Origin of the sequence: Pseudomonas chlororaphis subsp. aurantiaca (genome assembly GCF_013466605.1) — a bacterium.
Lineage (GTDB): Bacteria > Pseudomonadota > Gammaproteobacteria > Pseudomonadales > Pseudomonadaceae > Aquipseudomonas > Aquipseudomonas chlororaphis_I.
Map to the genome: position 1 here is coordinate 789,366 of NZ_CP059162.1, position 19,995 is coordinate 809,360.

The 19,995-nt window shown below is 64.7% G+C and carries 19 protein-coding genes and 1 pseudogene; 8 read left to right on the forward strand and 12 right to left on the reverse strand.

The window, feature by feature from the left end; translation table 11 throughout:
* Nucleotides 1-259: 259 nt before the first annotated feature.
* Entirely contained in the window at nucleotides 260-1,537 is a 1,278-nt protein-coding gene (locus tag H0I86_RS03470; RefSeq protein WP_180924051.1) for an acetyl-CoA C-acetyltransferase, read from the forward strand.
* Nucleotides 1,538-1,773: 236 nt separating this feature from the next.
* On the forward strand, nucleotides 1,774-2,670 hold the full coding sequence (locus H0I86_RS03475; protein WP_180924052.1) for a PA4780 family RIO1-like protein kinase: 897 nt from the start codon (nucleotides 1,774-1,776) through the stop codon (nucleotides 2,668-2,670).
* Nucleotides 2,671-2,828: 158 nt separating this feature from the next.
* Here the strand turns inward: H0I86_RS03475 and cueR are convergent, their stop codons facing one another.
* From cueR to H0I86_RS03490, 3 genes are all read right to left on the reverse strand, one after another.
* Entirely contained in the window at nucleotides 2,829-3,230 is a 402-nt protein-coding gene (gene cueR, locus H0I86_RS03480; protein ID WP_180924053.1) for a Cu(I)-responsive transcriptional regulator, read from the reverse strand.
* Nucleotides 3,227-5,623 carry a heavy metal translocating P-type ATPase gene (locus H0I86_RS03485; protein ID WP_180924054.1) on the reverse strand — a complete coding sequence of 799 codons (2,397 nt, stop codon included), beginning with the start codon at nucleotides 5,621-5,623 and terminating at the stop codon, nucleotides 3,227-3,229. The genes cueR and H0I86_RS03485 overlap by 4 nt, the downstream gene beginning before the upstream one ends.
* Nucleotides 5,624-5,784: 161 nt before the next feature.
* A complete protein-coding gene (locus tag H0I86_RS03490) occupies nucleotides 5,785-6,168 on the reverse strand; it encodes a hypothetical protein (protein WP_025807926.1) in 384 nt (127 codons plus the stop codon).
* Between the two features lie 148 nt (nucleotides 6,169-6,316).
* Between H0I86_RS03490 and H0I86_RS03495 the strand changes: the two genes are divergently transcribed.
* Nucleotides 6,317-6,514, forward strand: a complete 198-nt coding sequence (locus H0I86_RS03495; protein WP_007923288.1) for a heavy-metal-associated domain-containing protein — start codon at nucleotides 6,317-6,319, stop codon at nucleotides 6,512-6,514.
* 107 nt (nucleotides 6,515-6,621) lie between these two features.
* Entirely contained in the window at nucleotides 6,622-7,818 is a 1,197-nt protein-coding gene (locus H0I86_RS03500; RefSeq protein ID WP_180924055.1) for a multidrug effflux MFS transporter, read from the forward strand.
* Here the strand turns inward: H0I86_RS03500 and H0I86_RS03505 are convergent, their stop codons facing one another.
* The 3 genes from H0I86_RS03505 to H0I86_RS03515 all read right to left on the reverse strand — a co-directional run bounded on the left by H0I86_RS03505 (nucleotide 7,819) and on the right by H0I86_RS03515 (nucleotide 9,485).
* A complete protein-coding gene (locus H0I86_RS03505; RefSeq protein WP_124319002.1) occupies nucleotides 7,819-7,998 on the reverse strand; it encodes a hypothetical protein in 180 nt (59 codons plus the stop codon). It abuts the gene before it with no gap.
* Nucleotides 7,999-8,145: 147 nt separating this feature from the next.
* Nucleotides 8,146-9,159 (reverse strand): zinc-binding alcohol dehydrogenase family protein, encoded by a 1,014-nt coding sequence (locus H0I86_RS03510; protein ID WP_180924056.1) that lies wholly within the window; start codon nucleotides 9,157-9,159, stop codon nucleotides 8,146-8,148.
* 32 nt (nucleotides 9,160-9,191) lie between these two features.
* Nucleotides 9,192-9,485 carry a putative quinol monooxygenase gene (locus tag H0I86_RS03515; RefSeq protein WP_180924057.1) on the reverse strand — a complete coding sequence of 98 codons (294 nt, stop codon included), beginning with the start codon at nucleotides 9,483-9,485 and terminating at the stop codon, nucleotides 9,192-9,194.
* Between the two features lie 131 nt (nucleotides 9,486-9,616).
* Here H0I86_RS03515 and vimR point away from each other — a divergent pair, with 131 nt between their 5' ends.
* Nucleotides 9,617-10,546: a transcription regulator VimR gene (gene vimR / locus H0I86_RS03520; RefSeq protein ID WP_180924058.1), complete on the forward strand. Its 930-nt coding sequence runs from the start codon at nucleotides 9,617-9,619 to the stop codon at nucleotides 10,544-10,546.
* A 110-nt stretch (nucleotides 10,547-10,656) separates the two neighbouring features.
* Nucleotides 10,657-12,033 carry an MFS transporter gene (locus H0I86_RS03525; RefSeq protein ID WP_038630527.1) on the forward strand — a complete coding sequence of 459 codons (1,377 nt, stop codon included), beginning with the start codon at nucleotides 10,657-10,659 and terminating at the stop codon, nucleotides 12,031-12,033.
* 144 nt (nucleotides 12,034-12,177) lie between these two features.
* On the opposite strand, the gene H0I86_RS03530 is transcribed toward H0I86_RS03525, so the two are convergent.
* The 3 genes from H0I86_RS03530 to H0I86_RS03540 form a co-directional block, all read right to left on the reverse strand.
* The gene (locus H0I86_RS03530) at nucleotides 12,178-13,131 is read right to left on the reverse strand and encodes an adenosine deaminase (RefSeq protein ID WP_007923280.1); all 954 of its coding nucleotides are present in this window, start codon (nucleotides 13,129-13,131) and stop codon (nucleotides 12,178-12,180) included.
* A gap of 213 nt (nucleotides 13,132-13,344) precedes the next feature.
* Nucleotides 13,345-14,310 carry a 2-oxoglutarate and iron-dependent oxygenase domain-containing protein gene (locus H0I86_RS03535; RefSeq protein WP_180924059.1) on the reverse strand — a complete coding sequence of 322 codons (966 nt, stop codon included), beginning with the start codon at nucleotides 14,308-14,310 and terminating at the stop codon, nucleotides 13,345-13,347.
* A 136-nt stretch (nucleotides 14,311-14,446) separates the two neighbouring features.
* On the reverse strand, nucleotides 14,447-15,529 hold the full coding sequence (locus H0I86_RS03540; RefSeq protein ID WP_124354564.1) for a BMP family ABC transporter substrate-binding protein: 1,083 nt from the start codon (nucleotides 15,527-15,529) through the stop codon (nucleotides 14,447-14,449).
* A gap of 326 nt (nucleotides 15,530-15,855) precedes the next feature.
* Between H0I86_RS03540 and H0I86_RS03545 the strand changes: the two genes are divergently transcribed.
* Nucleotides 15,856-16,947 (forward strand): calcium:cation antiporter, encoded by a 1,092-nt coding sequence (locus H0I86_RS03545; protein ID WP_180924060.1) that lies wholly within the window; start codon nucleotides 15,856-15,858, stop codon nucleotides 16,945-16,947.
* A gap of 67 nt (nucleotides 16,948-17,014) precedes the next feature.
* Here the strand turns inward: H0I86_RS03545 and H0I86_RS03550 are convergent, their stop codons facing one another.
* The 3 genes and pseudogenes from H0I86_RS03550 to H0I86_RS31995 form a co-directional block, all read right to left on the reverse strand.
* On the reverse strand, nucleotides 17,015-18,373 hold the full coding sequence (locus tag H0I86_RS03550) for an 8-oxoguanine deaminase (RefSeq protein WP_180924061.1): 1,359 nt from the start codon (nucleotides 18,371-18,373) through the stop codon (nucleotides 17,015-17,017).
* Nucleotides 18,374-18,658: 285 nt separating this feature from the next.
* Nucleotides 18,659-19,342 (reverse strand): SDR family oxidoreductase, encoded by a 684-nt coding sequence (locus H0I86_RS03555; protein WP_009046821.1) that lies wholly within the window; start codon nucleotides 19,340-19,342, stop codon nucleotides 18,659-18,661.
* Nucleotides 19,343-19,367: 25 nt separating this feature from the next.
* A pseudogene (locus tag H0I86_RS31995) lies at nucleotides 19,368-19,442 on the reverse strand (MerR family transcriptional regulator); the annotation flags it as partial.
* Nucleotides 19,443-19,563: 121 nt separating this feature from the next.
* Here H0I86_RS31995 and H0I86_RS03560 point away from each other — a divergent pair.
* On the forward strand, nucleotides 19,564-19,989 hold the full coding sequence (locus tag H0I86_RS03560) for a hypothetical protein (RefSeq protein ID WP_180924062.1): 426 nt from the start codon (nucleotides 19,564-19,566) through the stop codon (nucleotides 19,987-19,989).
* Nucleotides 19,990-19,995 lie beyond the last annotated feature (6 nt).

Consider the following 19,995-nt stretch of genomic DNA (forward strand, 5'->3'; position numbering starts at 1 on the left):
TCTCCGGTCAGGCTGTCTGAAAACTACTGCGGGCTTCGCGCGCAATCCTGCGTTAAAAACAGGCTCGGAATGCTCATTTAGGTGTCTAAACTCCGCTTTCTCGCCTGTTTTTGCCTTGTCTTGCCTTCGCTCGCTACGTTTTCAAGCAGCCTGATTGCTGGGGTTCAAAGTGTGGACCACGAGGGGCCTTAGGTCGTTCGATCCATGAGATACAACCTACGCTTGTCGGTTGTGCCACTCACAGAATAGGGAGCTTTCCATGACTCAGCTGCGTCGTGTTGCGATTATCGGCGGCAACCGCATCCCCTTTGCCCGTTCCAACGGGCCTTACGCCACTGCGAGCAACCAGGCCATGCTGACCGCGGCCCTGGAAGGCCTGATCGAACGCTACAACCTGCACGGCCTGCGCCTGGGCGAGGTGGCCGCCGGCGCGGTGCTCAAGCACTCCCGGGATTTCAACCTGACCCGCGAATGCGTGCTCGGCTCGCGGCTGTCGCCGACCACCCCCGCCTACGATATCCAGCAAGCCTGCGGCACCGGCCTGGAAGCGGCGTTGCTGGTGGCCAACAAGATTGCCCTGGGGCAGATCGACTGCGGCATCGCCGGCGGCGTCGATACCACCTCGGACGCGCCGATCGGGGTCAACGAAGGGCTGCGCAAGATCCTGCTGCAGGCCAATCGCGGCAAGACCCTGGGCGACAAACTCAAGACCTTCCTGCAACTGCGCCCCCGGCACCTTAAGCCGGAGCTGCCGCGCAACGGCGAGCCGCGTACCGGCTTGTCCATGGGCCAGCACTGCGAGCTGATGGCGCAAACCTGGAACATTCCCCGCGACGAGCAGGATCAACTGGCGCTGGAGAGCCATCGGAAAATGGCCACCGCCTATACCGAGGGCTGGCACGACGATCTGATGACCCCCTTCCTCGGCTTGACCCGCGACAACAATCTGCGTCCGGACCTGACCCTGGAAAAACTGGCGTCGCTGAAGCCGGTGTTCGAGCGCGGCGACAAAGCCACCCTGACCGCGGGCAACTCCACGCCGTTGACCGATGGCGCGTCCCTGGTGCTGCTGGGCAGTGAGGAATGGGCGAAGGAACGTGGCTTGCCGATCCTGGCTTATCTGCGCGACGGCGAAGCGGCGGCGGTGGATTTCGTCCACGGCGCGGAAGGGCTGCTGATGGCTCCGGTCTATGCGGTGCCGCGCTTGCTGGCGCGCAACGGCCTGACGCTGCAGGACTTCGATTACTACGAAATCCATGAGGCCTTCGCCGCGCAGGTGCTGTGCACGCTCAAGGCCTGGGAGGATGGGGACTACTGCAAGACCCGCCTGGGGCTGGACGCGCCCTTGGGCTCCATCGACCGCAGCCGGCTGAATGTCAAAGGCAGTTCGCTGGCCGCCGGGCATCCGTTCGCCGCCACCGGCGGGCGTATTGTCGCCAACCTGGCGAAATTGCTGGAGGTGGCGGGGAAGGGACGTGGCCTGATTTCGATCTGCGCCGCCGGTGGCCAGGGCGTGACAGCGATTGTCGAGCGCTGAGGGCCAAGGTTGGACAGCCCTTGTTCGAGATCGAGCGTGAAGCACTCGCGACGAGCAGAGGGCGAGCACTGGGCTATGATCCTGATCGGTCGAGGGTGTCGACATGACGGGTTGACCTGGCACATTGAGTGCATCGGCACTGTCGTAGGTCGGTAACCTCTCCCCGTGGTGCGAGGATTGCCGTATAACGAGTGACATTCGCGTGTTTGGTAATAAAGGACCCCTGATAAAAGCTGATGAAGACTCCAAAACGCATTGAACCCCTGATCGAGGACGGTCTGGTCGACGAGGTGCTGCGCCCACTCATGAGTGGTAAAGAAGCAGCTGTTTATGTGGTGCGCTGCGGCAACGAATTACGTTGCGCCAAGGTTTACAAGGAGGCGAACAAACGAAGTTTTCGTCAGGCGGCCGAGTATCAGGAAGGCCGCAAGGTGCGCAACAGCCGTCAGGCTCGCGCGATGGCCAAGGGGTCCAAGTTCGGGCGCAAGGAGGCCGAGGATGCCTGGCAGAACGCCGAAGTGGCGGCGCTGTTCCGCCTGGCCAATGCCGGCGTGCGGGTGCCCAAGCCGTTCGACTTCCTCGAAGGCGTGCTGCTGATGGAGTTGGTGGCGGATGAGTACGGCGATGCTGCGCCGCGCCTGAATGATGTGGTGTTGGAGCCGGATCAGGCCCGCGAATATCACGCTTTCCTGATTTCCCAGATCGTGCTGATGCTGTGTACCGGCCTGGTGCACGGTGACCTGTCCGAGTTCAACGTGCTGCTGACCCCCGAGGGTCCGGTGATCATCGACCTGCCCCAGGCGGTGGATGCGGCGGGCAACAACCATGCTTTCAGCATGTTGGAGCGGGATGTCGGCAACATGGCGTCCTACTTCGGGCGGTTTGCCCCGGAGCTCAAGCGCACCCGTTACGCCAAGGAGATGTGGGCGCTGTACGAAGCCGGCACCCTGCACCCGGCCAGCGTGTTGACCGGCGAGTTCGACGATCCGGAAGAACTGGCGGATGTCGGCGGCGTGCTGCGGGAAATCGAGGCGGCGCGCCTGGACGAGGAGCGGCGCCAGGCCATGCGCATGGTCGACGACGCGCCACCGACCAAGTCCGAGGAACCACCGCCTCCGCCCTGGATGCAATGATTCACGGGCACAAAAAATCCGGCCGAGGCCGGATTTTTTTGTGCCCGTGAATCACGTAGCCGCTGCCGCAGGCTGCGATCGACTGCGAAGCAGAGCGCTGCTCTTGAAGCCGCCAGAAGGGCCTTTGGCCCTTATCGCAGCCTGCGGCAGCGGCTACATCACGCGCAGCACCCGCCCGAAGCCAGGTCCTTGAGAATCGGACAATCCGGGCGATGGTCGCCATGGCAGTGCCGCACCAGGTCCTGCAGGGTGTCGCGCAGCCCGGCCAGCTCGGCGATTTTCCGGTTGAGCTCGTCGATGTGCTGGCGGGCCAGGGCTTTGACATCGGCGCTGGCGCGCTGGCGGTCCTGCCACAGGGTCAGCAGCTTGCCCACTTCCTCCAGGGAAAACCCCAGGTCCCGCGAGCGCTTGATAAAGGCCAGGTTGTGCAGGTCGTCGTCACCGTACAGGCGGTAGCCGCTGTCGCTGCGATGGGCCGGCCTGAGCAGGCCGATGGACTCGTAGTAGCGGATCATCTTGGCGCTCAGGCCGCTCTTGCGGGCTGCTTGGCCGATGTTCATCGGGCGTCCTCCAGGTCTTTGGGTTGCCAGGTTTTCAACAGTAGCGCATTGCTCACCACGCTGACGCTGGACAGCGCCATGGCCGCCCCGGCCAGCACCGGGTTGAGCAGGCCGAACGCTGCCAGCGGAATGCCGATCAGGTTGTAGACGAAGGCCCAGAACAGGTTCTGGCGGATCTTCGCGTAGGTCTTGCGGCTGATCTCCAGGGCCGCCGGCACCAGGCGCGGGTCGCCACGCATCAGGGTGATCCCTGCCGCGTGCATCGCCACATCGGTACCGCCGCCCATGGCGATGCCGATGTCGGCGGCGGCCAGGGCCGGAGCGTCGTTGATACCGTCGCCGACCATCGCCACCACGCCAGTCTTTTTCAGTTCGGCGACCGTGGCGGCCTTGTCGGCCGGCAGCACTTCGGCATGCACGTTGGTAATGCCCAGGGCCTCGGCGACTACCTTGGCGCTGCCGCGATTGTCGCCGGTCAGCAGGTGGCTGCCGATATGGCGTGCGCCCAGTTGTCGTACCGCTTGCAGGGCGCCGGGCTTGAGGGTGTCGCCGAAGGCGAACAGGCCCAGTACATGGGGTTGCGGCTGCTGTTCGATCAGCCAGGACAGGGTGCGGCCTTCGCTTTCCCAGGCCTGGGCCGAGGCTGCCAGGTCGCCGGCCTGCAGGCCGCTTTCTTCCAGCAGGCGCCGATTGCCCAGGGCCAGCTGACGGCCGTCCAGGGTGCCGGCGATGCCGCGGCCGGTCAGGGACTGGCTGGCGCTGACGTCGGCCACCGCCAGCTGGCGCTCGGCGCACAGGTCGAGAACGGCCTTGGCCAGCGGATGCTCGCTGCCGCGTTGCAGGGCGCCGGCCAGTTGCAGCAGGCGGTCTTCGTCGCCATCGACCGCATCCAGGTGAGCGATGCGTGGCGTGCCGGAAGTCAGGGTACCCGTCTTGTCGAAGACCACGGTGCTGACTTCATGGGCACGCTCCAGGGCTTCGGCGTCCTTGATCAGGATCCCGTGGCGGGCGGCGACGCCGGTACCGGCCATGATCGCGGTCGGCGTGGCCAGCCCCAGCGCGCAGGGACAGGCAATGACCAGCACCGCGACCGCATTGATCAGCGCGGTTTCCAGCGGCGCGCCATACAGCCACCAGCCGATCAGCGTCGCCAGGGCCAGCACCAGTACCGCCGGCACGAACACCTGGCTGACCCTGTCCACCAGCTTCTGGATCGGTGCCTTGCCGGCCTGGGCGTCTTCCACCAGGCGGATGATGCGCGCCAGCACGGTTTCCGCGCCGAGGGCCAGGGTCCGCACCAGCAGCCGGCCTTCGCCGTTGATGGCGCCGCCGGTGACCGGGTCGCCGGGCTGTTTCGGTACTGGCAGGCTTTCGCCGCTGATCAGGGCTTCGTCGGCATGGCTCTGGCCTTCGACCACTTCGCCGTCCACCGGGAAGCGCTCGCCAGGCTTGACCAGCACCAGGTCGTTCAGGCGCAGGGCGCTGATCGCCACGTCCCGCTCACGGCCATCGACGACCAGGATCGCCCGCTCCGGGCGCAAGGCTTCGAGGGCGCGGATGGCGCTGGCGGTCTGGCGCTTGGCGCGGCTTTCCAGGTACTTGCCCAGCAGCACCAGGGCGATCACCACGGCCGAGGCCTCGAAGTACAGGTGCGGCATGCTGCCGGCGGGGGTGATGGCCCACTGGTACAGGCTCAAGCCGTAACCGGCGCTGGTGCCCAGGGCCACCAGCAGGTCCATGTTGCCGGCACCGGCGCGCACGGCTTTCCAGGCGGCGACATAAAAACGCGCACCGAAGATGAATTGCACCGGCGTGGCCAGGACGAACTGCGCCCAGGCCGGCAGCATCCAGTGCAGGCCAAAGGGTTGTACCACCATGGGCAGCACCAGCGGCAGGGCCAGCAGGATCGCCAGCACCAGGGACCAGCGTTCGCGCTGCAGGCGTTGCTGCTGATCGTCGCGTTCGGGGCGTTCGGCCTGCCACAGGGTGGCGGAGTAGCCGGCCTTGTCGACGGCGGCGATCAGGCTGGCGCTATCGACCTGGCCCAGCAGATCGACGTGCGCGCGTTCGTTGGCCAGGTTGACGCTGACCCGGGTGACCCCGGCCACCTTGCTCAGCGCGCGTTCCACACGGCCGACGCAGGGGGCGCAGGTCATGCCGCCGATATTCAGTTCCAGGCTGTGGGCCGGCACGCTGTAGCCGGCATCCTGCACCGCGGCCATCAGCGCCGGCAGGCTGTCGCTGGGCGCCTGGACGCGGGCCTGTTCGGTGGCGAGGTTGACGCTCACGGCCACGGCGCCGGCGACCTTGCTCAAGGCACGCTCCACGCGCCCAGCGCAGCTGGCGCAGGTCATGCCGGCAATCGGCAGGTCAAAAGTGGTTGATTCGGACATCACTGACACTCCCTGTAAACGGTGGTCTACAGGATCAACCTTGCCATGCTGGCAAGGTCAAGCGCCATGGTGCGGGGTGCTTCAATCTGTCTCGGGGTACGCCAGGATCGTCGCCCGTGCCGGTTCCGGGAGGGACAGGGCGCAGGCGACGACCCGGGGCCTCAGTATCCCAGGCCGGTGCGCTGGAGGTGCAGGCCCGACGGGCTCATGGCGATGCGGAACTTCAGCACGTCGCCGGCCTTCAGGCTGATGTCCTGGGAGCCTGGCGCGAGCATGCCCGGGTTGCAGCCCGGCATCTGCCCCGGCAGCAGTTTCAGGCGCAGCGAGACTTTGCCCGGCGGCAAGTTGAAGGATGTGGCTTGTTCCTGGAACAGCCGACCCGCCAACTGGTCCTGGATGTACAGGCCGATTTCGCAGGACGTGGCGACTTCCAGCCGTTCCCGGGAAATGATCAGGACGCCGTAGTCCTCGCCGGCGGCATTGACCGAAGGGGTGGCCGCGATCAGGCCGAGGAGGCTGAACAGGCTGATAACCGACCAGCGCATGGCTGAATCTCCTAGTGTCGTGTCGTTGAGGGGTGAAGCTTGGCCGAGCGCGTCGCCGATTGCCAGCCCGGCAGATGCATCCGGAACTTGACCTTGCCATGATGGCAAGGTCGAGACTGGCGACAACCCTCACTACAGGAGAAGCGTCATGCAAGTGTTCAATGTCGAAGGTATGTCCTGCGGTCACTGCGTCCGGGCCATCACTCAGGCGGTGCAGAGCAAGGACCCGGCGGCCAGCGTCAAGGTCGATCTCGGGGCCAGGGAAGTGGGTGTGGAAAGCCGCTTGTCCGCCGACGAGGTGATCAGCCTGATCAGCGAAGAAGGGTATGCGGTCAAGCTGGCCTGAGCGGATTTAATCGGTCTTTTTAATAGTTAGCGACCTATCGGAATGTTCAAGGCCTCCAAGCGCGGATAGACTGTCGAGCTGCCGACCGACCCGCACCTGGATGCCTGATGAACCTTCGCACAATCCTGATTCTCGGCGCCCTGAGCGCCTTCGGTCCTCTGGCCATCGACTTCTATCTGCCGGCGTTCCCGGCGATGGCGCTGGCCTTTGGCACCGATGAAAAACACGTTCAGCTGACCTTGGCGGCCTACTTTCTCGGCCTGTCCATCGGCCAGCTGGCCTACGGCCCCGTGGCCGACCGCTTTGGCCGGCGCATCCCGTTGCTGGCCGGGGTGGGGCTGTTCACCCTGGCGTCCCTGGCCTGTGCCTACGCACCGAACCTGGAATGGCTGATCGGTGCGCGCTTCGTCCAGGCACTGGGCGGTTGCGCGGGCATGGTGATTTCCCGGGCGGTGGTCAGCGACAAGTGCGACGCGGTGGGTTCGGCCAAGGTGTTTTCCCAACTGATGCTGGTCATGGGTTTGGCGCCGATCCTGGCGCCGATGCTCGGCGGCCTGCTGGTGAATCTCTACGGCTGGCAGTCGATCTTCATCATGCTGACCCTGTTCAGCGCCCTGGCCGGTCTGGCGGTGGCGCTGGGCTTGCCGGAAAGCCTGCCGGCCCATGTGCCGCGCCAACCCTTGTCCGGCGCCTTGCGCCAGTACGGTCGGTTGCTGGCTGACCGGGTGTTTCTCGGCCATGCCCTGACCGGGGGCATCGCCATCGCCGGGATGTTTGCCTACATCGCCGGTTCGCCTTTCGTCTTCATCAAGCTCTACGGCGTGCCGGCCGAGCACTTCGGCTGGTTCTTCGGGATCAACGCCGGCGGCTTCATCCTGGTGGCGCAGATCAATGCACGGTTGCTGGCCAAGCACGGCCCGGCGTTCCTGCTGGCGCGCACGGTGTGGATCTACCTGGTGGGTGGCCTGGCGCTGCTCGCCGTCAGTTCGCTGCATCCGGCACAACTCTGGCCGCTGCTGGTGCCGCTGTTCATTTGCATCGCCAGCCTGGGTTGCATCCTTCCCAATGCCTCGGCCTGCGCCATGAACGGTCAGGGTGTACGGGCCGGCAGTGCCTCGGCGATGCTCGGCTGCCTGCAGTTCAGCGTGGCGGCCGGCGCCGCGGCGCTGGTGGGTGTGCTGCACGACGGCAGCGCCGTGCCGATGGCGACGGTCATCAGCCTGTGTGGGATTCTGGTGGTGACGCTGGCGATGGTCACCCGGAAATTGCAGAACGCCAGGGCGCTGCAAGCCGCCCAGCTGTAATCAGCCGGCGGCGCGCTGTTGGCTTTCGGGGAATTGATGGGGAGCGTGCAGACGCGTTTCCAGCGTATTGGCGAAGGCTCGGGCTTCGGCCTCGCTGCGGAAGGTCACCGCATGTTGGTCGAGTTGAACCTGCCATTGGGAGCCTTTGGATTTTGCCAATTCTTTTATCAGGATCTTCATTGCTGACCTCCTCGGGTAAAAGATTTGCACTGCAAGGGCCCCCAGTGTAGACCCGAATACGGTCACAAGTATGACAAGGATCAACTCTCGGACTGACGGCATCCTGCCCCTTTCCGGAGCCGGCAGGACTGCCGTCCGCTCCCTGCCTCAGAACCCTTCCAGCACGATCTTGCCCTTGGCCTTGCCGCTTTCCAGCAAGGCGTGAGCGCGCCGCAGGTTGGCCGCGTTGATCGTGCCGAAGTGCTCGCCGAGGGTGGTCTTCAGGGTGCCGGCGTCGATCAGCTCGGCGACGCGATTGAGCAGCTTGTGCTGCTCCTGCATGTCCGCGGTCTCGAACAGCGAACGGGTGTACATGAACTCCCAGTGCAGCGACAGGCTCTTGCGCTTGAGCTTGGTCACGTCGAGGGTTTTCGGATCGTCGATCAGCGCCAGCCGGCCCTGGGGCGCGAGCGCCTCGACCAACTCGTCCAGGTGCGCATCGGTCTGGGTCAGGCTGGCGACATGGGTGACGCTGGCCTGGCCGGCTTTCTTCAGCTCCTGGCTCAGCGGCTGGCTGTGGTCGATCACCAGGTCGGCGCCCAGCTCGCGTACCCAACCCTGGGTTTCTGCGCGTGAGGCGGTGCCTATGACCTTGAGGCCGGTGAGCTGGCTGGCCAGTTGGGTGAGGATCGAACCCACGCCGCCGGCCGCGCCGACGATCAACAGGCTCTGCTGCCGATCGGCCTGGCCTTCGGCGATCTGCAGGCGCTCGAACAGCAGTTCCCAGGCGGTGATCGCGGTCAGCGGCAGGGCGGCGGCTTCGGCGAAACCCAGGCTCTTGGGCATATGGCCGACGATGCGCTCGTCCACTACGTGCAGTTCGCTGTTGCCGCCGGCGCGGGCGATCGAGCTGGCGTAGAACACCTTGTCGCCGGCCTTGAACAGGCTGACGTCGCTGCCCACCGCCTTGACCACCCCGGCCACGTCCCAGCCCAGCACCTTGGCGGCGCCGCCTTCAGGCTGGACGTTCTGGCGAACCTTGGTGTCCACCGGGTTGACCGAGATGGCTTTGACTTCCACCAGCAGGTCGCGTGGGCCGGCGACCGGTTCCGGCAGTTCGATGTCTTGCAGGGACAAAGGATCGTCGATTGGCAGGGAGGCGTAGTAGGCGATGGCTTTCATGGTGAGTTTTCCTGATGAAGATGAAGGTTGGGTCAGAGGATCAGCAGCAGGCGCTTGAGCTCGAAGTGCTCGATCGCCTCGCGGGTCTGGTTGAGAAAGTGCTGGAAGTGCGCCGTGGCGTTGTGAAACTCCAGGGCCGCTTCGTCGTCCCAGCGCTCCAGTACATAAAAGGTGCCTGGGTCTTCGGCGTCCTGGTGCAGGTTGTAGTACTGGCAGCCGGCTTCTTCACGGCTCGGTTGCACCAGGGCGGTGAGTTCGCGTTGGAGCAGGGCTTGCTGGCCGCTCTTCGCGACAAGGGTGGCGATGGCGGTAAAGGCTTGCGACATGGCGGTGTCCTTCAGCGGGTATGACAGGCTGGTGTGAGAGTGCGCAGATCATTGGCCATTTCCCGCGAAGATAAAACCGGCTAAAACAGCAGTCTCTTTCAATATTTTTTTGATAATGCCCGGTGAGCCAGATGCTGCGATTCGATGACCTGCAATTGTTCGTGCGCGCCGCCGACCTCGGCAGCCTGTCCGCCGCGGCGCGGGTCATGGACCTGTCGGCGGCGGTGGCCAGCGCCGCCCTCAAGCGCATCGAGCAGCAGCTCGGCGCCCGGCTGCTGGCGCGTTCGACCCGTAGCCTGCGCCTGACCGCCGAGGGTGAAGGGTTTCTCGAATACGCCCGCGCGGCCCTGAGCAACCTGGAGGAAGGGCGGCGCCTGCTGGCCAGCGGGCAGGATCAGGTCAGCGGCGTTCTCCAGCTGTCCGCGCCCTCGGACTTCGGCCGCAACCTGTTGTTGCCCTGGCTCGACCAGTTCCAGCAGGAGCACCCCAAACTCACGGTGCGCCTGCTGCTGGGCGACCGTATCGCCGACCTGTTTCGCCAGCCGGTGGACATCGCCCTGCGTTATGGCGAACCGGAAGACTCCAGCCTGGTGGCCCTGCCGGTCGCACCGCAGAACCGCCGGGTGCTGGTGGCCGCCCCCGAGTACCTGGCCCGCCACGGCGAACCGCGCCAACTGGGGCAACTGGCCCAGCACAATTGCCTGCTTTACATGCTCGGCAGCCGGGTGCACGACCACTGGAGTTTCCATGACGGCAAGCGCGAGGTCGGCCTGACGGTCAGCGGCGATCGTTTCAGCGACGATGCCGATGTGGTGCGCCTGTGGGCGGTGGCGGGGCGGGGCATCGCCTACAAGTCCTGGCTCGACGTGGCGGCCGATGTGCTGGCCGGGCGGCTCAAGGTGCTGATGCCGGAGCTGCGCTGCGAACGGGCACCGCTGAACCTGTTGTGCGCCCATCGGGCGCAGTTGAGCAAACCGGTGAAGCTGCTGCGGGACATGTTGCAGGCGCGCTGCGCTGAAATCTCCGTGCATTACCCCAGGCCAACCCCCACCGATCATTGACCCTGGCCGGCGGCGTCGTTGCGGGGTGCGGGCAGGTCGCATCCAGCACTGAGCGGCGGCGTCGATCTTGCACACTCAACTGCAGACCATTCAATCGGGGGGGACGGGGCATGGCAAGTCAGGGATACAGTGCGGCGGAGCGTCTGGAACGCTTGCCCATCAGCGGTTATCACCGAGTCATTTTCATCATTATCGCCCTGGCGTTTTTCTTCGACTCCATGGACCTGGCGATGATGACCTTCCTGCTCGGCTCGATCAAAGCCGAGTTCGGCCTGAGCACAGCCCAGGCCGGCCTGCTGGCCAGTGCGAGTTTCTTCGGCATGGTGGTCGGCGCATCGCTGTCGGGCATGCTCGCCGATCGCTTCGGACGCAAGCCGGTGTTCCAGTGGAGCATCGTGCTCTGGGGCATCGCCAGTTACCTGTGCTCCACGGCGCAGACGGTGGACAGCCTGACCCTGTTCCGGGTGCTGCTGGGGATCGGCATGGGCATGGAGTTTCCCATCGCCCAGTCGATGCTGTCGGAGATGATCCCGGCCAAGCGGCGCGGGCGCTATATCGCCTTGATGGACGGCTTCTGGCCGCTGGGTTTCGTCGCGGCGGGCGTGCTCTCGTACTTCCTGCTACCGCTGATTGGCTGGCGCGACATCTTCCTGGTCCTGGCGATCCCGGCGGTGTTCGTGCTGGCGATCCGTTTCTTCATTCCCGAGTCGCCGCGCTGGCTGGAGCAGGCCGGGCGGCACGCCGATGCCGACCAGGTGCTGCGGCGGATCGAGGATAAGGTCCGCGCCTCGTTGCAGCGCGCGGACCTGCCCGAGCCGGTGCGCCTGCCGCGGGTGGAAAGCGTGCCGGGGCATTTCTTCTCGGCCTTGCGCGAGATCTGGTCGCCGCTCTATCGCCAGCGCACGATGATGATCTGGAGTGTGTGGTTCTTTGCCCTGCTGGGTTTTTACGGCCTGACCTCGTGGCTCAGCGCCTTGTTGCAGCAGTCGGGTTTCGCCGTGACTCAGTCGGTGTATTACACGGTGCTGATTTCCCTCGGCGGGATTCCCGGCTTCCTCATGGCCGCCTGGCTGGTGGAGCGCTGGGGGCGCAAGCCGGTGTGCGTGATCACCCTGCTGGGCGGTGGGGTCATGGCGTTTTTCTACGGGCAGAGCGCGGTGTTCGGCGGCAACGTGGCGCTGTTGATCAGCTCCGGCCTGTTGATGCAGTTCTTCCTGTTCGGCATGTGGGCGGTGCTCTACACCTATACGCCTGAGTTGTATCCCACCTCGGCGCGGGCTACCGGTTCCGGCTTCGCCTCGGCGGTGGGGCGTATCGGTTCGCTGCTCGGGCCTTTGGTGACCGGCGTGGTGTTCCCGATGACCGGGCAGGGTGGGGTGTTCGCCCTAGGCGCGCTGTGTTTCGCGGTCGCCGCGGCGGTGGTCTGGCTGTTCGGGATGGAGACCCGGGGCAAGACGCTGGAGGAGTTGAGCGAAGTCGGCGCCTGAGCTTCTGATGTATAGCCGCTGCCGCAGGCTGCGTCAGGTCCGCAGGACCTCCGGCATCATTGAGATCGCTGCGACCGTTCCGGTCTATCGCAGCCTGCGGCAGCGGCTACAGGGTTATCGCGGGCAGGTTGCCCGCGATGGGGTTTACGGCTTGACCAGCCGTGCATCCAGGCTGTTCTGCGCCAGGCGCTTGGCCTGATCCTGGGTCATGCCCAGGTGGGTGTACAGGGCGTGGAAGTTCTCGGTGACGTAGCCGCCGAAGTAGGCCGGGTCATCGGAGTTCACAGTGACCTTCACCCCACGCTCGAGCATCTCGAGGATGTTGTGCTGCGACATGTGATCGAACACGCAGAGCTTGGTGTTCGACAGCGGGCAGACGGTCAGCGGGATCTGCTCGTCGATGATGCGCTGCATCAGTCGCTCGTCCTCGAAGGCGCGCACGCCGTGGTCGATGCGCTGGATCTTCAGCAGGTCGAGGGCTTCCCAGATGTACTCGGGCGGGCCTTCTTCACCGGCGTGGGCGACGGTGAGGAAACCTTCGCTGCGGGCACGATCGAACACGCGCTGGAACTTGCTCGGCGGGTGACCCATTTCCGAACTGTCCAGGCCGACCGCGACAAAGGCTTCGCGGAACGGCAGCGCCTGGTCGAGGGTTTTCTGCGCTTCGTCTTCGCTCAGATGACGCAGGAAGCTCAGGATCAGGCCGCTGGTGATACCCAGTTGCTGCTCGCCATCCTTGAGCGCGCTGGCGATGCCGTTGAGCACCACTTCGAAGGGGATGCCGCGATCGGTGTGGGTCTGCGGATCGAAGAAGGGTTCGGTGTGGATGACGTTCTGCTCTTTGCAGCGCAGCAGGTAGGCCCAGGTCAGGTCGTAGAAATCCTGGGAGGTGCGCAGTACGTCCGCGCCCTGATAGTACAGGTCGAGGAACTCTTGCAGGTTGTTGAAGGCATAAGCCTTGCGCAGGGTTTCCACATCGCTCCAGGGCAGGGCGATCTTGTTGCGTTCGGCCAGGGCGAACAGCAGCTCGGGTTCCAGGGAACCTTCGAGGTGCAGGTGCAGTTCGGCCTTGGGCAAGGCGTTCAGCCAGTCGTACATGGGTGTGATCTCATCAGGTGCAGTCGAGCGCTGCGTGAACGTGTTGCGCTCCATCATCCTGCGGCGAAAAGCCGACCGCAAGGTGCGATGACAGGCGCCGGCCCCGGATTTCCCCAGGGCTGCGCGGGCGCGTCAGGTTCCAGTCGCGTCCATAAGGGCAGGCATTCTACAGGCGCACGCGGACGATTCGGCAAAACCTGACCAACCGGCCGATCAGGACGCTTGCAGTTCCCGGCGATAGGCATAGGTATCGGCGAACCGCGACAAGAGGAACTCGGCGCAGGTGGTGACCGGGTACTTCGGCGGATGCCCGGCATCCTGGCAGCCGGGCAGGCATTCGATGCGCGTATCCGGATGGGGCTCGGCGAAGAACGGCATCGAGTAGCGGTCCACCCCCAGCGGGCTGATCACCCGGTGCGGCGTCGACAGGTAACGGTCGTTGCTCCAGCGCGCCATCATGTCGCCGAGGTTGACCACGAAGGTGCCCGCGATGGGCGGGGCGTCGATCCACTGGCCCTGGACGTTGCGCACCTGCAGGCCGCCGGCGCTGTCCTGGTAGAGCAGGGTGATGCAGCCGTAGTCGGTGTGGGCGCCGGCGCCTTGCTGCTCGTCGCTGCTGGCGGTGTGCCGCGGCGGGTAATGGATCAGGCGCAGGACGCTGACCGGCTCCTTGAAGCGGCGGTCGAAAAAGTCGCGCTCGATGCCCAGGGCCAGGGTCATGGCCCGCAGCAGGGTCTGGGCCAGGGCCTGCATGTCCAGGTAGTGCTGCTCCATCAGGGTTTCCCAGCCGGCGATATCCGGGTGCCGGTTGCTGCCGCGCAGCGGTTTTTCCGCGAGTACCTCGGGATGCTCGGCCGGCAGGTGCAGGCCCATGTCGAAGGTCTCCTTGAGGTCGCTGGGTTTGTCCGGGTCCAGCTGCTCGGTGGCGATCGCACCGTAGCCGCGATGGTGGCGGGTCTGGGTGATATCGATCTTGAGTTTCTCGGCGGCCGGCAGGGCGAAGAACTGCCGGGCGGCGTCGAGCAACTGGCCGATGCGCGCGGAGCTGATCGGGTGGCCCTTGATATAGAAGAAGCCCCACTCGCGGCAGGCGCGGTCGATCTGCTGGGCGACCCTGTTCCAGCCGTGGGCGTCGTCGCCGTAGAGCGGGCTGATGTCGATGATTGGAAGCTGGTTCATATAAATGCTCTCAAGTTACTCACGGCCCTGTAGCCGCTGCCGCAGGCTGCGATCGACCCCGGAGGGGGCGTGCTCTGGAGATCGAGCAATGGTCCTTCGGACCTTGGCGCAACCTGCGGCAGCGGCTACCGACGAGTCATTTCGGAATGTCGGCCTTCATGCCTTCCACGTAATAGTTCATCGACGCGAGCTCTGCATTGCTGGCGCTGACCCCGGTGGCAAGTTTTTCCACACCGGCCTGATCCTTGATCGGCCCGGTGAACGGGTGGAAGGCGCCGCTCTTGATGTCGGCGATGATCTGCTCGGCCTCACGCTTGACATCGGCCGGCACCAGGTCGCTGATCGGCAGTTCGACCGTGCCTTCCTTCAGGCCGCCCCAGTAGTCCTGGGATTTCCAGCTGTGGTCGAGCACGCCCTGGGTGGCCTGGATGTAATGCGGGCCCCAGTTGTTGACGATGGAGGTCAGCACTGCTTTGGGCCCGAAGTGGGCCATGTCCGAGGCGTAGCCCACGGCATACACGCCACGGCGTTCGGCGGCCTGGATCGGCGCCGGGCTGTCGGTGTGCTGGAAGATCACGTCGGCGCCCTGGTCGATCAGGGCGTTGGCGGCGTCGGCTTCCTTGCCCGGGTCGAACCAGGAGTTGACCCACACCACCTTGATCTCGGTGCCCGGGTTGTACTTGTTCAGGGCCAGCTGGATGGCATTGATGTCGCGGATCACTTCCGGGATCGGGAAGGAGGCGATGTAGCCGACTTTCTTGCTCTTGGTCATCTTCGCCGCGAGGAAGCCGCCGACGTAGCGACCTTCATAGGTGCGGGCCAGGTAGGTGCCGAGGTTCTTGTCCTGCTTGTAGCCGGTGGCGTGTTCGAAGGTGGTCTTGGGGAATTGCCTGGCGACTTTCAGGGTCGGGTTCATGTAGCCGAAGGAGGTGGTGAAGATCAGGTCGTACTGGTCCTTGGCCATGTTGCGGATTACCCGCTCGGCGTCGGCGCCTTCGGCGACGTTCTCCACGTAGTTGGTCTTGATCCGGTCGCCGAACTTTTCCACCAGCGCCTTGCGTCCCTGTTCATGCTGATAGGTCCAGCCGTGGTCGCCGATCGGGCCGATATAGACGAAGCCGACCTTCAGCGGCTCGGCGGCGCTGGCACCCAGCGAGACGCTCAGGCCGATGGCCGCGGTGAGGGCGCACAGCAGTTTTTGCAACGGACGTTTATGCATGAATCCGGACTCCATTTTGTTGTGGGGCGAGGCTGGGCTCTAAGGCTTGAATGGCTCAATGCAAATAGCTGACCAACAGGACAACAAAATCTTCGAGGCCAGGATGAAGCCTTCGCGGGCAAGCCTCGCTCCTACGCAAGCCGCATGCTCCTGCAGGCGCGAGGCTTGCCGCGAAGACGCCCGACGGATCAGTGCAGACTCATACCGGTGCACCCACGCCCATCAACGCCATTGACTGGTGCACTAAGGTGTAACGAAACGTTAGTGACTCCATGCAGTCTTTAGCTCATCTCTTTCTGCTCGATTCATCCGGTCAAAGGACTGCAATGCTCACTTCACTCAAGCAAGAAGGTTTTCTGTTGCTGGCGCTGCTCGCGGCGCTGGTTGCCTATCCGTTGGAGCATGCGCTGCTCAACGGCGGCCAGGGCGTGGCGCTGGTCTCCGGGCTGGTGCTGATCGGTTTCATCGTCGCCGCGTCGATGCGCGTCGCCCATCACGCCGAGCTGCTGGCGGAGAAGGTTGGCGACCCCTACGGCACCATGATCCTGACCCTCGCCGCGGTCCTGGTGGAGGTGGTGATCCTGGCGATCATGATGAGCAACGAGGCCTCGCCGACCCTGGTGCGCGACACCATCTATTCGGCGGTGATGCTCGACATCAACGGCATCCTCGGCCTGGCCGCGCTGATGGGCGGGATCAAGCATGGCGAGCAGGCCTACAACGACGACTCGGCGCGCTCCTACAGCGTGATGATCCTCACCGCCATGGGCGTGTCGATGGTGGTGCCGGAGTTCATCCCCGAAGCGAAATGGAAGCTCTACTCGGCCTTCACCATTGGCGCGATGGTGCTGTTGTACACCCTGTTCCTGCGCATGCAGGTCGGCGCCCACAGCTACTTCTTCAGCTACAGCTACCCGGAAAAACGCCGCAAGAAAGAACCGACGGAAGATCAGCCAGCGCCTGTCAGCCTGGCGTTTTCCATCGCCACCCTGGTGTTCGGCGTGGTGCTGATCGGCGCGTTGGCGGAGGTGATGTCCAAGACCCTCGACCTGGGGCTGGAAGGCACGGGCGCGCCGCCGGTGATCACGGCGATCCTGGTGGCGGCGATTTCCGCGGCGCCGGAGATTCTCACGGCCCTGCGCGCGGCGTTAGCCAATCGCATGCAATCGGTGGTCAACATTGCGTTGGGCGCGTCGTTGTCGACGGTGATCCTGACGGTGCCGGTGATGGAGGCCATGGCGCTCTATACCGGCCAGCCGTTCCAGATGGCGATGACCCCGGTGCAGACGGTGATGATCTTCATCACCCTGATCGTCAGTGCGATCAACCTCAATGACGGTGAGACCAATGCCATCGAAGGCATGACCCACTTTGTGCTGTTCGCGACCTTTATCATGTTGTCGTTGCTGGGGCTGTAAAAGCTTCGCGGGCAAGCCTCGTATCCTACCGATGCGTGGAGCGCGGCTTGCCCGCGAATGCGTCCGGTCAGGTGCCGCTAATCAACTGCCGGGCCGCCTGGCGGTGATCGGCAATCAACCCCTTCAGGTCCAACCCTTCGACCTGCCCATCGATCACCCGCCACTGCCCGCCGATCATCACCCGGTCCGCCCGATCCGCGCCACACAACAGCAATGCCGACAACGGATCATGGCTGCCGGAGAAGCGCAGCTCATCGAGCTTGAACAGCGCCAGGTCGGCCTGCTTGCCCACGGCCAGCTCGCCGATATCGCTGCGCCCCAGCAACTGTGCCGAACCCTGGGTGGCCCAGCCCAGCACCAATTCCGGGGTGATTTTCTCGGCGCCATAACGCAGGCGCTGCAGGTACAGGGTCTGGCGGGTTTCGAGAATCATGTTGGAGGCGTCGTTCGAGGCCGAGCCATCCACGCCCAGGCCGACGGGCACGCCGGCGTCGGTCAGCTCCAGGGTCGGGCAGATGCCCGAGGCCAGGCGCATGTTGGAGCTCGGGCAGTGGCAGATGCCGGTCCCGGCGGCGCCGAGGCGGGCGATTTCATCCGGGTTGAAATGGATGCCGTGGGCCAGCCAGGTTCGTGGGCCGAGCCAGCCGACGCTGTCCAGGTAATCCACGGTGCGCAGGCCGAAACGTTGCAGGCAGAAGTCTTCCTCGTCGAGGGTTTCCGCCAGGTGGGTGTGCAGGCGCACGTCGAGTTTCTCCGCCAGCTCGGCGCTGGCCGCCATGATCTCTGGGGTTACCGAGAACGGCGAGCAGGGCGCCAGGGCGATCTGGATCTGCGCGCCGGCGCCGCGTTGGTGGTACTCGGCGATCAGCCGCTGACTGTCGGCGAGAATCACCTCGCCCTGCTGCACGGTCTGTTGCGGTGGCAGGCCGCCATCCGCTTCGCCGAGGCTCATGGAACCGCGGGTCAGCATGGCGCGCATGCCCAGTTCGCGCACGCAGGCCACCTGCACGTCGATGGCGTTTTCCAGGCCCTCGGGGAACAGGTAGTGGTGGTCGGCGGCGGTGGTGCAGCCGGACAGCAGCAGTTCGGCCAGCGCCACTTTACTGGCCAGGGCGAGTTTCTCCGGGGTCAGCCGGGCCCAGACCGGGTACAGGGTTTTCAGCCAGGGAAACAGCGGCTGGTTGACCACCGGCGCCCAGGCGCGGGTCAGGGTCTGATAGAAGTGATGATGGGTGTTGATCAGCCCTGGCAGCAGCACGTGCTCGCGGGCATCGAAGATCTGTCCACAGGGCTGGGCGGGTTGCTGGCCGGCGCCGAGCACTTCGACGATCAGGCCGTCTTGCAGCACCAGGCCGCCACGGGCGTCGAGGGCATTGCCAGTGAAAATGGCGAGGGGATTTTTTAACCAGGTACGGGTCGCAGGCATGGTGGCCGGCTCCTCTGAAAGTGGGTTCAGGTTAGCCAGCTCAGTGTTGCCCTGTCTGCTGATCCAGGGGCGTCAGGATCGACGCGGGGTGCAGTTTACGGCGAGCGCGCGTTGCGGTCTATCGCCGGCAAGCTGGTCTTCCGTAGGCGCGAGGCTTGCCCGCGATGACGTCCTGTAGCCGCTGCCGAAGGCTGCGCTCGACCCCGAAGTGGACGCTGCGATGTCGGTCGCTGGAAGGCTCTTCGCGCCTTGTCGCAGCCTCCGGCAGCGGCTACAGGTGCAGGCTTACCAGGGAATGGTTTCGCCCTTGTAGTTGACGAAATGGTGCCCGCCCTTGCCGGTATAGGCATTGATCTGCTCGATCAGGCCGCGGGTGCTGGTCTCGACGTCGATGTCCGCGCCTTCGCCGCCCATGTCGGTCTTCACCCAGCCCGGGTGCAGCGACAGCACGGTGAGCTTCTGCTCGAGCTGGGTCACGAAGCTGTTGGTCATGGAATTCAGCGCTGCCTTGCTGGCCTTGTACAGCGCCAGCTCCGGCGCGTCGGGCATGGTCACGCTGCCCAACACCGAACTCATGAACGCCAGCACGCCGCTGTCCGGGCGGATCTGCGGGGCGAAACGCTGGGCCAGGTTGATCGGCGCCACGGCGTTGGTGAAGAACAGTTGGCCGACTTCCGCCAGGGTCGCCTTGCCCGGCGTCTGGTCGTCCGGCCCCTTGACCCCGGCGTTGACGAACAGCAGGTCGAACACTTCGCCTTTGAGCTTCTGGTTCAGGGCGATCACCGCTTGCTGGTCGTCCATGTCCAACTGCTCGATGCGGACCGGCCCCAGGGCCTTGAGCGCCTCGGCTTTCTGCGGATTGCGCACGGTGGCGGTGACCTGCCAGCCAGCGTCCAGCAGGCGTTGCACCAGGCCCAGGCCCAAGCCTCTGGAGGCGCCGATGATCAGTGCGGTTTTTGGCGTAGACATGCGTGGATTCCTTGATGAGTGAAGATCATGGATTTAATGGACAACGCTGGCCGAGCCGTTGTTGCAGCTCCTGGCGCAGCTCGCCCAGTTCGCTGATGCGTTGACGGCGCAGGCCTGGGCAAGTTCACCGATGCGCATGCTGGAGTCTCGGAAAGGCTTGACCCTGGAGCATACTCCAGGCTTTAGCCTGTGTGCTCCTTGAATATCCGGAGCGATCCTTTATGTGGAGCACAGCGCAATACCGTCAATTGGTGCGGGCCAGCGGTTGGTACGACCTGATCGTCACCGCCGCCTTTGTCACCCCCTGGAGCTTTCTCGCCCTGCACGGTCTGATGCAGCAGTGGAGCCAGGCCTTCGGCCTGCCCGGCGAACTGCCGCCGTTCGCGCCCATGCATATGCTGATGGTCAACCTGATGGGCTCGATTGTCTGCGTGTGGTCGGTGCTGCGCATCCGCGATCCGCAGCTGGCCTTCGGACGCTACGACGCCGTCGGCCGGCTGCTGTTCTCCACCTGGCAGATCTACGCCCTGGCCCACGGCGGCACGGCCTTGATCGGCGTGATCCTGTTTTTCGAGCTGGCCTGGGCGGTGGCGCAGTTATGGCCGGTGGGTGAGCGGGAGCCCATCGCAAGCCATCAGTCTCTGTAGGCGCGG